Annotated in this window: 11 protein-coding genes and 2 pseudogenes; 5 read left to right on the forward strand and 8 right to left on the reverse strand. The window is 56.0% G+C overall.

Annotated features, from left to right (window positions below):
• The first annotated feature begins 54 nt into the window (after positions 1–54).
• Both HMPREF1487_RS24290 and HMPREF1487_RS24295 read left to right on the forward strand, forming a co-directional pair.
• Positions 55–1,257 (forward strand): alpha-hydroxy acid oxidase, encoded by a 1,203-nt coding sequence (locus tag HMPREF1487_RS24290; protein WP_010799445.1) that lies wholly within the window; start codon positions 55–57, stop codon positions 1,255–1,257.
• Between the two features lie 18 nt (positions 1,258–1,275).
• Entirely contained in the window at positions 1,276–2,064 is a 789-nt protein-coding gene (locus HMPREF1487_RS24295; RefSeq protein WP_010799446.1) for an SDR family oxidoreductase, read from the forward strand.
• 505 nt (positions 2,065–2,569) lie between these two features.
• On the opposite strand, the gene HMPREF1487_RS24300 is transcribed toward HMPREF1487_RS24295, so the two are convergent.
• Positions 2,570–3,301: an IS6 family transposase gene (locus tag HMPREF1487_RS24300; RefSeq protein WP_010799448.1), complete on the reverse strand. Its 732-nt coding sequence runs from the start codon at positions 3,299–3,301 to the stop codon at positions 2,570–2,572.
• Between the two features lie 28 nt (positions 3,302–3,329).
• Here HMPREF1487_RS24300 and HMPREF1487_RS26500 point away from each other — a divergent pair, with 28 nt between their 5' ends.
• The 3 genes from HMPREF1487_RS26500 to HMPREF1487_RS24315 all read left to right on the forward strand — a co-directional run bounded on the left by HMPREF1487_RS26500 (position 3,330) and on the right by HMPREF1487_RS24315 (position 7,267).
• On the forward strand, positions 3,330–5,447 hold the full coding sequence (locus HMPREF1487_RS26500) for a DEAD/DEAH box helicase (protein ID WP_010799449.1): 2,118 nt from the start codon (positions 3,330–3,332) through the stop codon (positions 5,445–5,447).
• Between the two features lie 364 nt (positions 5,448–5,811).
• Complete coding sequence (locus tag HMPREF1487_RS24310) at positions 5,812–6,225, forward strand: DUF6088 family protein (RefSeq protein ID WP_010799450.1); 414 nt, start codon at positions 5,812–5,814, stop codon at positions 6,223–6,225.
• On the forward strand, positions 6,200–7,267 hold the full coding sequence (locus HMPREF1487_RS24315) for a nucleotidyl transferase AbiEii/AbiGii toxin family protein (protein ID WP_010799451.1): 1,068 nt from the start codon (positions 6,200–6,202) through the stop codon (positions 7,265–7,267). The genes HMPREF1487_RS24310 and HMPREF1487_RS24315 overlap by 26 nt, the downstream gene beginning before the upstream one ends.
• 350 nt (positions 7,268–7,617) lie before the next feature.
• Here the strand turns inward: HMPREF1487_RS24315 and HMPREF1487_RS27525 are convergent, their stop codons facing one another.
• The 7 genes and pseudogenes from HMPREF1487_RS27525 to HMPREF1487_RS24345 form a co-directional block, all read right to left on the reverse strand.
• Positions 7,618–7,974: a lysozyme inhibitor LprI family protein gene (locus HMPREF1487_RS27525; protein WP_010799452.1), complete on the reverse strand. Its 357-nt coding sequence runs from the start codon at positions 7,972–7,974 to the stop codon at positions 7,618–7,620.
• Positions 7,975–8,334: 360 nt separating this feature from the next.
• Positions 8,335–9,429, reverse strand: a pseudogene (locus tag HMPREF1487_RS24320) (IS3 family transposase); the annotation flags it as partial.
• A gap of 442 nt (positions 9,430–9,871) precedes the next feature.
• Positions 9,872–11,263 (reverse strand): annotated as a pseudogene (locus tag HMPREF1487_RS24330) (transposase).
• Positions 11,264–11,730: 467 nt separating this feature from the next.
• Positions 11,731–11,949 (reverse strand): hypothetical protein, encoded by a 219-nt coding sequence (locus HMPREF1487_RS28155; protein ID WP_010799457.1) that lies wholly within the window; start codon positions 11,947–11,949, stop codon positions 11,731–11,733.
• 30 nt (positions 11,950–11,979) lie between these two features.
• Positions 11,980–12,243, reverse strand: a complete 264-nt coding sequence (locus tag HMPREF1487_RS28160) for a hypothetical protein (protein ID WP_010799458.1) — start codon at positions 12,241–12,243, stop codon at positions 11,980–11,982.
• A complete protein-coding gene (hydA, locus tag HMPREF1487_RS24340) occupies positions 12,240–13,676 on the reverse strand; it encodes a dihydropyrimidinase (protein ID WP_010799459.1) in 1,437 nt (478 codons plus the stop codon). Before hydA ends, HMPREF1487_RS28160 begins: the two co-directional genes overlap by 4 nt.
• A gap of 156 nt (positions 13,677–13,832) precedes the next feature.
• Positions 13,833–14,594 carry an SDR family NAD(P)-dependent oxidoreductase gene (locus HMPREF1487_RS24345; protein WP_010799460.1) on the reverse strand — a complete coding sequence of 254 codons (762 nt, stop codon included), beginning with the start codon at positions 14,592–14,594 and terminating at the stop codon, positions 13,833–13,835.
• Positions 14,595–14,597: the final 3 nt, after the last annotated feature.

Below are 14,597 nucleotides of genomic sequence, written 5' to 3' on the forward strand. Positions count from 1 at the left end.
CGGTTTACGCCCTATGTGCCTCTTGAAAAGATCTTTGTAGGAGTTCGAGCTTCAATGCGAACAATAACGTGTGTGGAAGACCTTCGCGTCATGGCGAAAAAACGGGTGCCCAAGGCGTTCTACGATTACGTCGATAGTGGTTCGTACACGGAATCGACCTATCGCGAGAACGGTCGCGCGTTCGCCCGGCTGACGCTCAAGCAACGCGTAGGCGTGAACGTGGAAGGGCGCAGCACCGCAAGCACGATGCTCGGACAGCGGGTCGCAATGCCCGTGGCCATCGCACCGACCGGACTGACGGGCATGCAATGGGCCAACGGCGAAATCCTGGGTGCGCGCGCAGCCGAGCGCTTCGGCGTGCCGTTCACGCTCTCGACCGTGAGCATCTGTTCGATCGAGGATGTTGCGGCTCATACGAAGGCGCCGTTCTGGTTTCAGCTCTACGTCATGCGCGACCGGGGCTTCAACCAGTCGCTGATCGAGCGCGCGAAGGCCGCCGGTTGTTCGGCGCTGGTGGTCACGCTCGATCTGCAGATCAACGGGCAGCGTCACAAGGATCTCAAGAACGGCATGACCGTGCCGCCTCGCCTGACGGCGGCGAACCTGCTTGATTTTCTGCGCAAGCCGGGCTGGGTGATGCGCGCCGCTTCGGGCAGACGCAACTTCGGCAATCTCGCCGGCTTCATCAAGGGCGGTGACGATGTGATCGCGATCAGCAAGTGGGTCGCATCGCAATTCGATCCGAGCCTCGACTGGAACGACATCGCGCATATCCGCAGTCTTTGGCCCGGCAAGCTGGTGCTCAAGGGCATCATGTGCGCCGAGGATGCGCGCATGGCGGCTTCGCTGGGCGCCGATGCCATCGTCGTCAGCAATCATGGCGGACGGCAGCTCGACGGCGCGCCGTCGACGGTCGAGGCCTTGCCCGCCGTGGTGGATGCCGTGGGCGACGCCACTGAAGTGTGGGTCGATGGCGGCATCCGCACCGGCCAGGATGTGATGAAGGCGCTCGCGCTGGGCGCGAAGGGCACGATGATCGGCCGAGCCTTCATGTATGCCCTCGGCGCGATGGGCGAACCCGGCGTCGCGCGCATGCTCGAGATTGTGCGGAACGAACTCGACGTGACGATGGCGCTGACCGGCGTCCGGTCGATCGGCGAGATCGGGCCGCACAACTTTCACGAGCCGCGTGTTGCACAAGCTTTCCGCGCGCGCACAGCTGAGGCCATGACTCAACGAGAAGAATCTGTCATTTGATTGGAGGTTGGACGCGCAATGGATCTGCAAATCGAGGGTAAATGGGCGCTCGTTTGCGCCGCGAGCAAGGGGCTGGGGAAGGGCTGCGCCGAAGCGCTGGTCGCTGAAGGCGTCAACGTCGTGGTGACGGCGCGCGGCGAGGACGCGCTGGCATCGACGGCAGCCGGGCTTCGGCAACTGAATCCCCACGTTCAGGTGATCGCCTTGGCAGGCGATATCACGACTAGCGCGGGACGGATGCGGGCATTGAGCGCGGCGCCGCGCATCGACATCCTGATCAACAATGCGGGCGGCCCGCCGCCGGGCGATTTTCGCGACTGGACCCGAGCCGACTGGATCGCGGCGCTCGATGCGAACATGCTGACGGCCATCGAACTGATGCGCGCCACCGTCGACGCGATGGCCGAGCGAGGCTTCGGCCGGATCGTCAACATCACGTCGGGTGCGGTGAAGGCGCCCATCGATGTGCTCGGGCTGTCCAACGGCGCGCGTTCCGGCCTGACCGGCTTCGTCGCGGGTCTGGCCCGGCAGAAACGGATCGCGGAGCATAACGTGACCATCAACAATCTGCTGCCGGGCTTGTTCGATACCGACCGCCTGAAGCAGTCCACCCAAGCGGCCGCTACCGCGCAGGGCAAGGCGTATGACGCTGTGCTCGAAGCGAAACGTCAGGCAATACCGGTAGGGAGATTCGGCACGGCGCAGGAGTTCGGCGCGATGTGCGCTTTCCTGTGCAGCGGACACGCGGGCTACTTGACTGGTCAGAACATCTTGATGGATGGCGGCTCGTTTTCAGGAACGTTTTGAGTTCGGTGTGACGCGGACCTCCGCGAGAGGCTTGAGCATGAGGAATCGATGGAAGAAATCTCGATCGCATCTTAGCTCTCCCGATCGTCTTAAGGAGTGCCGCTGTTTCGCCACCGTACACCGTACCCCGTCTCGGCGAGCGAACGCCTTCGCCGAGACAGAGATCCCCAGTGCTGTCGCCCAACTCAAAGGCGACATACAACTTGCCGACCACCCTTGCATCCCGAGCAGCGCGTGTCCATTCGCGTACGCCCAGGAGAAACCGGTCTGCACTATCCGCTCTACTCCATGGCTTTGCTTCTGATGCCCCTATCGTATCTAGCGACGCTTGAAACATGCGGCAGCTCATCCTGCAACCCCTTACTCCGTCTATAACTACGAGCAACTGAAGAGTCAAGCTTCGACCCGAAACAATCCGACATTTCTTGATCTCAGCCAGCAGAGGGCCTTGTCAAATTGAAGGCAGATGGCCGTACGAATCGACAGTGTGTAGGATTCCTTCTGATTATGGGGTGTCGGTGCCCAGATTGGTTGCGCTCCAGCCATACCAGCTGTCCAGACGTTGCTTCAGCTGGGCACGGTGTGTAGCAGCGTCTATGCGATGACGGGGTAAGGCGAAGTGCTGCCGGATCGGTCCGAAGCTCGACAGAAAGCGCTGCGTGCGTCGTGGATCACGGAAACCCTGCATCTGGCGCTCACGTCGGCGCGTTGGCTGGTGGCTGTTTTCCGCCCGGTTGTTTACCCGGGCCGCCGCCTTCACGAACACGTGTTTCACATTGGCCAACTGTGGCACCTCGGCCTTTGCCGCCGGATAGCTACGCAACTGGTCGGTAACAATCCTGCGCGGTACCGGGTACGAGCGCAGCATCTTTCTGAAGAAGCGCTTTGCGGCGGCCTTGTCGCGCTTCTTCTGCAACAGCACATCCAGTTCGGTCCCATGTTCGTCTACTGCGCGCCACAGCACGTATGGCTCCCCGCGCAGTTTCACGAACACCTCATCGAGATGCCAGGTCGCGCCCGATCGCGGCCGAACTGCTTTGGCCCGGCAGGCGAACATCGCACCAAACCGGTCGCACCAGTTGCGCACCGACTCGTAGCTGACCACGACGCCGCGTTCGAGCAGCAATTCCTCGATGTCACGCAGGCTAAGGTTGAAGCGGTAATACCAGCGCACCGCGCAGCTGATGACTGCGGATGGAAAACGGAAACCGTGATACGGCGAGGTACTCTTTTTCATCTCGCCATTCTACCGCCCCCCCTTCAAGTTGACATTGCCGTTCCTGCGCTTCTGCATCCAAGCCGCTCTAGACATTAATGATTCTCCGGAGAGGTTAGCCCAGAGCCGTTTCTACCAGCGCTGGGAGCAGGTCATTGCCTACCAGCGCAGTCTAGAGGAGAACCTCTCGTTAGAGTTCCCTCTAGAACTTGCCCAGCGAGCGGAGGGCATCCTCACCCTGCAGCGCAATCGACTGCCCTTGGAAGTCAGGGAGCAGTTCGATCTCGTATCTGACAAGCTGCGCGAGGTGTTGTCTGAGAACAATACCCTCAATCCCGATTACTGTGTTCGCTTGCAACATTGGGACGCCAAGCGTAGCGACTATATCCCGTCCTTGCGTTTCGACCGCCGTAACCGGCCGCTCTACATCCGGCAGAAAGACAGCATCAGCATTGAAGGCAATTTCTTGCTGCTGGATAACGACGCCCAGATGCTGCGCCTGCTGGTGAGCGTACCAAGTGCCTCTCTCAAGCGGCAGAGCCAGGCGCTGGACGACTTCTTCCAAGATCGCTTGGTCAACCCGGCGCTAAAGAACATCCTGCTTGCCCCAGAACACTATCTGCCCGAGCAGGAAGAGCCCAACGCGCCCATCGCTTGGGCTAGCACCTTGGACGACAGCCAGAAGCGCGTGGTGGAACTTGCTCTCAGGGAGCGCAATATTGCTCTTATTCAAGGGCCGCCGGGCGCAGGCAAAACTACCGCCATTGTGGAAATGCTCTACCAACTGTTCTGCCAGCGGCCCAACCGTCGCGTGCTGGTGGTTTCCCAGCAGAACACAGCCGTGGATAACGCCTTGGGCAAGTTCCTAGACAAGCACGGCAACAGTTTGAAGCAGCCCATTCAAGCGATCCGCATCGGCAATCCGGAAAAGATGAGTTCGGCCATTCAGCCTTTGGGCTTCGACCGTCAGCATGACGACTTCCTTGCCGAACTCGATGCGCGGGCCGTCGAGGCAGCTGTGCGTCTGCCTGAAGCCGAAAGCAACCTTTGCCATATCTGGCGTACCATCCTCAAGCAGGCGACCCAATCCCGCGCTGGACAGGACGAGTTTTTCATTACGCTGCTGGCTGACCGCAATTTGGTGGGCGCTACCTGTGTCGGGCTGGCCACCAACAAGGGCGGCATTGACCAATTGCAGTTTGACGTAGCCATTATCGATGAGGCTGGGCGCGCTACGGTACCGGAAATCCTCATTCCCATTTTGCGCTCCAGAAAGGTCATCCTAGTAGGCGACCACTACCAGTTACCTCCTAGTATCGCGCCATTGCTACGCGAGGATGAAGCCACCCAGGCACTGGGTTTTTTGCGTGAAAACTTCCTCAGTGGAAGCTTTTTTGAGCTAATGTTTGAACGCCTGCCAGGCGAGTGTCGGGAAGTCCTCGACAAGCAGTACCGTATGGCGCCTCCCATCGGTGATTTGGTGGCGAACCTGTTCTACAGCCGTGAAGGCCAGCGCATGCTGTTCAACGGCCACCCAGATAGTTATTTTGAAAAGAGCTACCTGCTTGACGAAAGCATTTACTGGGTGGACGTGAAAGGGCGGCAGCAACAGCCCCACAACAGCATGAGCCAGGAGAATGTCCACGAAGCTGAAGAAATTACCGGCTTCCTGATTGAATTGGCCAACAACGTAAATCGGCCCACCTCCGTGGCCGTCATCACCCCTTACGGCGCCCAGAAAGAGCGCCTCCGCAAGCAGCTACGCAATATCGGTTGGCAAAATGGCCAGCTCGGTCCGCTGAGCATCGAAGTCGATACTGTCGACGCATTCCAAGGCAGTGAGGCGGACGTTGTTTGCTACTCTACCGTGCGCACTGAAGGTGGCCTCAACTTCATCCTTGATCGCAAACGCCTGAACGTCGCTTGCTCACGTGCCAAGCTGCATCTGTTGTTCTTTGGGGATAGCCATTATCTCAGCAGTTGGCGCGCCAAGGGAAAAGATGGTTTCAACCTGTTCCCGAGGATTATGAAGCACGCCAGTACTGCAAAGGTAGAGTTCAGGAAAGATCATCTAAAGGCCTCCATGTCGGAGGCGGATAGCCCGGCCAGCCATAAGGTGACTACCGGTGCGGCAAGGACTCATAGCTGCTCTACAGCTTCAAGGTGAAGCCCTTGAGAGGAAAGCCTGCCAATGTCTATATAGGGACGGCAAAGACCTGGGAGGCTAATTTTGCCAAGGCGCTGGAGAGGGCTGTAGAGATTAGGGAAAAGAGTCGGAAGGTGTTATTGAAGCCCGCGCACACGAATAATGACCGCGCTTTTAAAAAAGCTTGAGCTAGCGACAAACGAGCAAGATTTAACTACTTTGTTGTGATTCGGTATGACCCGCGCCAGCACACGTTGTCTTCAATGATAAGCTAGTGCATGGATGCACAGTTTTTGTAGCCTAAACCCCCTCTAAATACTGGAAGAAAGTGCAATCTAGAGCTAGAGTCACTTTGTGAGTTATAGCTTTGGGTTAGAGGTAAGGTATGAAACTTGAAGATCGCATGAACCGCTCAATCAAACAGCGCACAAGCGTGGTCATCTTGCGCTCAGACTTTGCTCACATGGCGAGCGACTCTCAAATAGGCCGAGTCTTGGCTCGCTTCGTAGCGGAAGGAAAGCTCATCCGTGTCAGTAAAGGTGCATTTGCCAAAACACGTATCAATAAGTTTACCGGCAAGCCTACCCCTGCCGGCACTCTGGAGACGATTGCAGCAGAGCTTTTTCGCAAACTCAATATCTCCGTAAAACCAAGCTCGCTTGTGACGGAGTACAACAGCGGAAAATCAACTCAAATTCCGATGGCAACAACTGTGAATACAGGACGTCGGCGTATTTCACGAAAGGTTACGGTAGGAAACAGCACGTTGACCTATGAAAAAAATTCCAGACGAGCTTAGGTCTGATATCGAAGATGCTGCTACAGCAGGACTCCTAGGCAACCTGCCCGCTGTCGTCGCTGAAAAAGATCAGCACATTACCGACGCACTTCGCTCTTTAGCTCAAATCCAAGTAGCGCATACTGCACGACAAAGGAATCGCCGTAAGGAAGATCAGGCCCCAGAATCGATCGACGTTGCTACGCGATTAGTTTTTGCTGGTGGAACCTGCCTATCAAAAGCTCATAGTCTAATCGAGCGCATGTCTGAGGATATTGACATCAAGGTCATATTGGATGATGTACCGGAAGGCTATGTCTTGCCCAATGGAATAGGAAGTCGGGGCCGTCTAAAGGATTTGCAGCAAGAGGTTGAGCGGCGCTTGACAGAAATGGGCTTTGAGTACGTAGTCCATGATGATGAGGATAACCCAGTCTCGCGTGACAGAAGACGCTACTACTGTCTGCTGGTTTCGTATAATGCACATTTTCAGGATGTGTCTGGCGTACTCCGCCCTCAACTCAAGCTTGAACTGATTCACCGCCCTCCGATATTAGCCGCAGAGATGCGCGAGATGGGATATATGCTTGACCAATTTATCCCTCGGCAAGCGGCCCTCCGTTTCTCCATGCCGTGCATCACGGTAGCGGAGACATTAGCTGAGAAAGTGCTGTCGCTATTGCGGCGCTGTGCCTGGAACTGGGATGGGTATCAACGCGGTGAGTTTGATACAGCATTAGTGCGTCACGTCTATGATGTCTGGCGTATTACTATTAGTCAGCCTGATGCCATCGATCCCGCCTGCCAGATCTTTGCGCAATTGGTCGATAAGGATGTAATGGAGTTCAAGGGACAGCATCCGGAATTTGACAAAGATCCCTATACGGTACTTCGGCGTAGCTTGGCCGCAGCAGCCACCCATGAGGAGCTGAAAGCGAATTTCGAGCAGCGCCTGAAGCCGTTACTTTATACAAACGATAAGCCGGATTTTCAAACTTGTTATTCCGCCTTCGCTGCTGTTGCAGAACGAATGCTGAATATAGGACAAGTCAATGGAAACTGAGGTAGAACAATCGGGATAGTAAGTAGACTCTAAATCTGATATAGCCATGCTATTAAAATATGCTCAGCTTACCTGCCAGAATTTGAAACAGACTTGCCTGAGTAACCCCGGTATGGCTATCGATACACTTCGCATAACATAAGTTATGTTAAATCGATATCACTTCTGCCTGCCCTTCAGCTCTTTGTTTTATAGCTAAAAACATCGCCACCTTTCCTAATGCACTGTCTTCAACCGTACAGCCGTGCTTCAGCATGGCCCATGTACTCAAACATTGCTCTGGCCGCTCATTAACATTGAACCTTGTCTGAACTCGCATACAACTATGCCATGACCTACGGTTTGAGCTTTTATTTGATTTCTTCAGAAGAAGTGCACACAGGGTGAATACCTGATACGACCCCATAGTCGCATGTTTCGTCCACGCGTACGCGGTAGGCATCAACCAAGCATGCCTTATCCTTACATTTATTACGCTTACTCAGCCATATGCGTTGTTCATTTCTCAACTCAGCTTTAGAGCCTCCAAAATCAGATAAGAGCATGCTTTTATAATTCTCAGCAAGGGCATCATCGAGCCTGCTAAGCATGGGGTCAGTACAGATCATTTTTTCTACAGAGGTTGAGGCTTTAGTACAGTCAAACGAGACTGCATATGAAGTAGTTGTTATGAAGGCACATAAAAAGGACAGGAAACGAGAGTGCATGTTGCGCCTACTCCTAAGATGAAAACACTAGCTTATTCAGATCGATAAAGCGCCATGTACATGTGATGTACAATCTTTTGAGGAAATTCCCCTCCATTAAAGAAAACATGCTTCTGCTGAGATTTGGAGCCGAGCTCGAATGGCCTTTCAGGCTTTGTCTAACGGCCCCTAGATAGATTCAACCTCTGTAAGTTTTCTTGTAAAATAGCTAATGTGCGTTCATTTACGCAGGCTTATTCGGGCATACTCTAAATGATGGATACTAAGCAAAAGTGCAGCGGCCTCAGCATCACTGACCTGCCCCCCCCGCTTTAGTACCGTAGTAGGCCCTGGGTTTGATATTGGTTTTTCTTGCTTCAGCTGCTGCCGGCTGGCTCGCCAACTCGCAGCAAATTCTGCCGGGGTGAGATTGCCGATTGCACTGTGCGGACGGTGCTCGGCGTAATCCCTTCGCCAGGCCGCGATACGGATTCTGGCTTCGGCTAGCGAACAGAACCAGTGCTCATTGAGGCATTTATCCCGGAACTTGCCGTTGAATGACTCGATGAAGGCATTCTGCGTGGGGCTTGCCAGGCTGGATCAGCTTCAGCTTGATGTTGCGCTGGTAGGCCCACTGATTGAGCGCCTTGCCGGTGAATTCAGGACCCTGGTCGGTGCGGATCGCTTCTGGATAGCCGCGAAACCGCGCCATCTCATCCAATGCCCGGGTGACACGAACCCCGCTGATCCCGTGTTCCACCAGGATGCCAACCGCCTCCTTGGTGAAGTCATCAACCACTGTCAGGCATTTGATCCGCCGTCCTGTGCTGAGCGCATCGAAGACGAAATCCATTGACCAGACCTGATTCGGCGCATTCGGCAAACTCAGGCGCTCGCGCTCTAACGCGACACCGTGGCGGCGCCTGCGGCGCTTCACCATCAAGCAGGAGGCGCGATACAGGCGATAAATCCGCTTGTGGTTGACCTGCACGCCGGCACGCCGCAGCAGGATGTGTAGGCGGCGATAGCCAAAGCGCCGACGCTCTTGGGCCAGCTCCACCAGTTGGGCTTGCAGCCCGGTGTTTTGCTCGCTAGTACGAGGCTGGTAGCGCAGCACCGAGCGGGACAGCCCGATCAGCTGACAGGCGCGGCGCTCGGAGATGCCGGTTCGCGCCTGCATCTCTTGCACCGCCTCCCGCCGTGCTGTCGGGCTTACCCTTTTCCCCGGGCGACTACCTTGAGCGCCTCGATGTCGAGGTGTGCTTCGGCGAGCAGCTTCTTCAGCTGGCTGTTCTCCAGCTCTAAATCCTTCAGCCGTCTGGCGTCCGGCACGGTCATGCCGCCGAACTTGGCGCGCCAGGTGTAGAACGAGGCATCACTGAAGCCGTGCCGCCGGCACAGCTCCTTCACCGGCATACCGGCTTCTGCCTGCTTAAGAAAGTCGAGGATCTGCTCTTCGGTAAAACGCTTTTTCACTGCCGTCTCCTGCTCGGAAAACGGGCTCTACTAAGTTCGGCGTGGTATTGAAATCGGGGAGCAGGTCACGCTTTTTCCGCCCAAAAAAAAGGTCTTTTCGGTTTCCCCTAAGCGGGCTTAGAAATCAGCTAAATCAAGAGCATCTTGTCTATCTCCCTTGTGCCAGCCGACTATCTTCTGCGCAATGTAATCTTCGTTGGGCTTTCCAAGCGTAGCTTCGTCATACAGTGGCATAAAATTTCATACAGGAAAAAAATGGATATTATCAATTGATGCTCAATTGCGAAATCGTGCCAGACAGAGTGTCCGCTATTGGCCTATTCCGTTGAAAAACTCGCCTCGTAACTGATCGGCGTCCGGCCCGGCGCCAAGTTGCTCCAGGCGAGTAGTGATTTTTCAGGCTATCGAGCAAGGTTTCTGAAGGCGAAAGCCCCTGTTCCGATCAGATCGCCAGGCCATTTACCCCTTTTTGCACTTTCGGCATCAGCCACAGGGCCATTCGCCTCAAATTCTGGGCAGTGGCAGCCAGCAAAAACTCGTCCTGCGCACCACTTAGGCCACGAAGTCGAAGCCTATCTAGGCGCAAGATGCGCTTGAGGTGGGCGAACAGCATTTCCACCTTCTTTCGTTCACAGCGAGAAACGAGGTATTCCGGTGTCTTGGCGATGCGTCGCGCTACGTCGCGGGCAGCTTCATGGATGCTCCGAGCGATCTTACGGAATACGGTATTGGAGCAGCACTTCGCTTTCAGCGGACAGGTGGCGCAGTCGGTTTGGCTGGAGCGGTAGATGATGGTGTTGGCCTTGGTCACCCGCGATCTTTTCTGGGTGAAGGTGCGCCATTCACTGCGTAGAGGTTTGCCGGCTAGGCAGCGGTATTCATTGGCCTCCGGATTCCAGTGGAAGTCCTTACTGGAGAGGCTGTCGTTCTTGCGCTCGGTCTCGTCCCAGATTGGGACAAGCGGATCGATGTTCTTTTCTTCGACCATCCAGGACAGCATCGGAGCCGTGCAATAGGCGGTATCAGCGATGAGGCGCTCTGGCGTGAGGTCAAACTGCGCTTCGACGCGCGCCACCATCGTTTTGGTCGAATCAACTTCGGCGGCACGGTGCGCCGGGGTCGCTTCTACATCCAGGATAACGCCGTGCTCAGTGTCGATCAGGTAGTTGGTGGAGTAGGCAAAGTAGGCCGGGCCACCTGGTGCTGCAGTCCAGCGAGCCAGCGAGCCAGCGGGTCGGTGAGGGAAATCTTCCTGGGGAGAGCTTCAGCCAACGCCTCTTCATCAAGCGCTTCGAGGTACTCGCGTACGGTGCGGCTGCTGAGTGCTGGATCGCGCCAATCGATTTCATCTCCCGCTACCCCACGTTGCCGGCTGGCATCCGCCTTGATGATGCTGGCGTCGACAGCGAAACCTTCGCCCTTGACTAGGCCCGCTGCCATGCAGCGCCGCAGGACCTCATTGAACAACCAGCGGAACAGATCGCTGTCACGGAAACTGCCATGGCGATTCTTCAAAAAGGTCGAGTGATCATAACTTCGTCTTCCAGGCCCAGCCGGCAGAACCAGCGATAGGCCAAATTCAGATGCACCTCTTCGTACAATCGCCGCTCGGAACGGATGCCATAGCAGTAACCGACGACCAACATGCGCACCACCAATTTCGGGTCAATCGAGGGCGCCCGATAGGACTATAGAAATCCGCCAGGTAGGCGCGCAGACCACTAAGATCCAAGCACTGATCGATGCTGCGCAGGAGGTGTTGGGGCGGGACGTGATCTTCCAAATTGAACGAGTAGAACAGGCGCTGCTGCCCACTCGTTAACAGTCCCATCATGCTATTCGCCCCTACGCTCGCTGACAGAGCAATTCTGACGACGGCATGGGGAAGTAGCTACTTTTTCAACAAAATCAGCCGAAACGGGCTGTCCGAAAAACCAGAGGCGAGCTTGCTCGCCTCACCTTCAGAAGCTGTCGCGCAGCGTTGTCATCAGATGCGCAGTTCGCCATAACTCACCGTGTTGGTATGAACGTCGTGATTCAACGCCATGAAGTCCAAGGTGGGCGTCTTCAAATCGTTTCTAAGTGGGGTCGGTTGAGAGCAACACCTCTCCTAAGCCTAGAAACGCAACTTTCACATTTGCGCCTCAGGCCTGTCCAGCTTCCTGTGGCGACCAAATCACCAGCTTTCAATGGCTGGTTCTGAGACGCTGCACGCCTCGCCAACCATCGTATCGAAGCCAAGGGATCCGTGAAGGGATGGCTTCCAATATCGGAGATCTGCAGTCTCTCATCTACCCACACCTAGACAGCCTGCTCCGACCAGTCTGCGGGAGGGTGGATCATTTCCCCTAAAACCAACGCACGGTTGAGTTGTTGGTCGGCCAGACGAAGCAATGGATAAGTTCGCTCACCATTTTGAAAACGCGTATCGCACAACTCAATCCCGACCTGCCATGCTTCGATCGCTTCATATGCTACCGCGCGATCGGCATCGCTATCGACATCCCGTCCAAGTTGCACGATCAGTTCACCCTCGATTCCGAACCGGTTTCAATAGCCATCAGGAACCTCCCAGCCTGATAGATGAATTGCGCGGCTCGAGACACGCGCGGCGCTGACCAACTCCCCTGGGCTTCCACCAAGCTTCCAGGCTGTCACCGAAGACTCATTGAACCAACCAAGCTCCGAGGCGACGATTTTCTGAACCCGATAAGCGTCGGTTTCGGCCATCAAACCGAGCCCATCATGCAGCAAATTTCGCCGCTCTCGCCAAGCATGAAGCAATGCCGCTGCTACCTCGGTCGTGCCATTCATAGCGGCAGTTCATTTTGACGACGACGGGATTGGGCCGGAACAGGCCTTTTGCATGGTAAAAACTTCCCATGCCCCGGCTTAGCCCTTGGTTTGCCGTCCCAGACGACCTCGCCTCGTGCCAGCGTTACTGCAGGCCATGCACTCAGCTGCATGCCTTCATAGGGGGTGTAATCAACGTTGTGATGCAACATTTCGTTGGTAACCCGTACCGGGTCGCCTTCATTCCAGATGACCAGGTCAGCATCCGCCCCGATTGCGATGCTGCCTTTGCGTGGGTACAAACCATACATCTTGGCGGCATTGGTAGATGTGAGTGCGACGAAACTCTGAGGGGTAATCCGGCCTCTGCGAACACCTTCAGACCAGAGAAGCGCCATTCGCGTTTCGACCCCAGGAATACCATTGGCTACTTGTTCAAACGTCGGGCTTTCACCGTGCGCTTTTTTGCCGTCGCGCCCCTCGTACCGAAACGGCGCATGGTCCGATGAAAACAGCTCGAATGAACCGTTTTCCAGGCCGTCCCAGATAATCTGCTGGTTGGCCGGATCGCGAGGCGGAGGACTGCAGATGCATTTCGCTCCCTCAAAGCTGTCATCGCATCCGAGCGAAGCGGCCGTCAGGAACAGATATTGAGGACAGGTCTCGGCGTAGACCTTGAGGCCTTTGCTCTGCGCCCAGCGAATTTGTTCGACCGCGTCACGACCGGAAACATGGACGATCAGAATTGGCACATCCACCAACTCGGCCAATGCAATCGCTCGGTGAGTGGCCTCGCGCTCAACCAGCATGGGCCGCGAGCTGGCGTGATAACGCGGTGCATCAAGGCCAGCAACCAGTAAGCGCTCAGTTAGCCAGGCAATGCAATCGCTGTTCTCGGCATGCAGCATCACCATGGCCCCTTCCCGACGCGCAACCGACAGCGTCTCCAGAACTTCTCGGTCACCCAGCTTCAGCGCATCGTAGGTCATGTAGATCTTGAACGAGGTGTAGCCTTCGGCAATCAGGGCAGGTAGCTCCCTGTGCAACACATCGGGCGTTGGGTCAGTCACGATGAGGTGGAATGCATAATCGATCACGGGCTTGTCGCCAGCGCGTCGATGGTAGTCGTCGACGGCGGCACGCAAGCTCTCGCCTTTCTGCTGGCAAGCAAAAGGGATGACAGTGGTAGTGCCACCGCAGGCAGCAGATATGGTGCCACTGTAGAAGTCGTCTGCCATGACAGAACCGTCGCCGGTCGGCTGATCGAGATGCACATGGCTATCGACGCCACCCGGCGTGACGTGCCGTCCCGCCGCGTCAATCTCTTTCATTCCAGGGGGCAAGTCAGTCGCCAGCGAAACAATACGTCCATCACGAATACCGATGTCGCAGGTAAAAATGTCAGCGGCCGTGACCACACGGGCATTACGGATAACGGTGTCCAGAATTTGCATATCAACCTCTTTCAAACAGGAGTCAACCACCATTATTCAGGGCGCCGAAAGCTGCGCCCGGGTGCTCGAAGCCGTTCGAACCTACGGGTGGTATCTAGAATTACGGGTACATAATGCATCGCTCGAAGTCATGCCTCGTCGACGCGCACTACGTAGTTAAAGCATTACGTCGCCGCCGTTGGGAGACAGTGTTTGCCCGGCATAAAATGCTCCAGCGCCCGAAGCCAGGAGCAAAGCGGTAGGTGCGATTTCACCTACCTGGCCGAAGCGCCCCACCGGTAACTGTGCTTTTTTCGCCTCAAGCCATTCAGCGCTGTGATTGCGCAACAACTCGGTATCGACCGGCCCCGGCGCGATCGCGTTGACCATTACATTATGTGACGCACCTTCATAGGCCAGTGCTCTGGTGAACCCCACTACCCCGGCTTTCGCCGCACAGTAATGCGCCAGCCCTGGCGCCCCCTTGTAAGCCAGTTGTGAAGCGACGTTGATGATACGACCATACTGTCGCTCAAGCATCGCGGCGAAAAAGGAGCGAGTGACCAGCATCGTCCCGCGAAGATTTATCCCGACGACACGATCCCAGTCGTGGTCGTCCGTCATGGCGAATGGGCGGTCACCTCCACCTACGCCGGCCGAATTGACGACAATGTCTACGTGCCCTAACTGTTCTTGCGCCCAACCAGCAAAGCGCTGTACCGCAGCCGGATCAGAGACATCACATTCGCTGGCATGCAGCTCTAGGCCTTGCGAACGCAGGCGCTGTTGGAAAGCCTCTGCATTCTGATGATCTCCAACATGACAAATGGCGACTTCTGCTCCGTGCTCCAAAAACAGTTGTGCGATCGCCGCACCGATGCCCCTGCTTGCGCCGGTGATAACTGCCTTGCGGCCCGAAAGATCAAACACGTTACTCATGAC

It is taken from the genome of Pseudomonas sp. HPB0071, assembly GCF_000478505.2.
GTDB classification, from domain to species: Bacteria; Pseudomonadota; Gammaproteobacteria; order Pseudomonadales; family Pseudomonadaceae; genus Chryseomonas; species Chryseomonas luteola.

What these genes read in the sequence shown, in the direction of transcription:
- HMPREF1487_RS24290 (WP_010799445.1), top strand. Translation starts at nt 55, where the DNA reads ATGCGAACAATAACGTGTGTGGAAGACCTTCGCGTCATGGCGAAAAAA.
- HMPREF1487_RS24295 (WP_010799446.1), top strand. Translation starts at nt 1,276, where the DNA reads ATGGATCTGCAAATCGAGGGTAAATGGGCGCTCGTTTGCGCCGCGAGC.
- HMPREF1487_RS24300 (WP_010799448.1), bottom strand. Translation starts at nt 3,301, where the DNA reads ATGAAAAAGAGTACCTCGCCGTATCACGGTTTCCGTTTTCCATCCGCA.
- HMPREF1487_RS24310 (WP_010799450.1), top strand. Translation starts at nt 5,812, where the DNA reads ATGAAACTTGAAGATCGCATGAACCGCTCAATCAAACAGCGCACAAGC.
- HMPREF1487_RS24315 (WP_010799451.1), top strand. Translation starts at nt 6,200, where the DNA reads ATGAAAAAAATTCCAGACGAGCTTAGGTCTGATATCGAAGATGCTGCT.
- HMPREF1487_RS27525 (WP_010799452.1), bottom strand. Translation starts at nt 7,974, where the DNA reads ATGCACTCTCGTTTCCTGTCCTTTTTATGTGCCTTCATAACAACTACT.
- HMPREF1487_RS28160 (WP_010799458.1), bottom strand. Translation starts at nt 12,243, where the DNA reads ATGAATGGCACGACCGAGGTAGCAGCGGCATTGCTTCATGCTTGGCGA.
- hydA (WP_010799459.1), bottom strand. Translation starts at nt 13,676, where the DNA reads ATGCAAATTCTGGACACCGTTATCCGTAATGCCCGTGTGGTCACGGCC.
- HMPREF1487_RS24345 (WP_010799460.1), bottom strand. Translation starts at nt 14,594, where the DNA reads ATGAGTAACGTGTTTGATCTTTCGGGCCGCAAGGCAGTTATCACCGGC.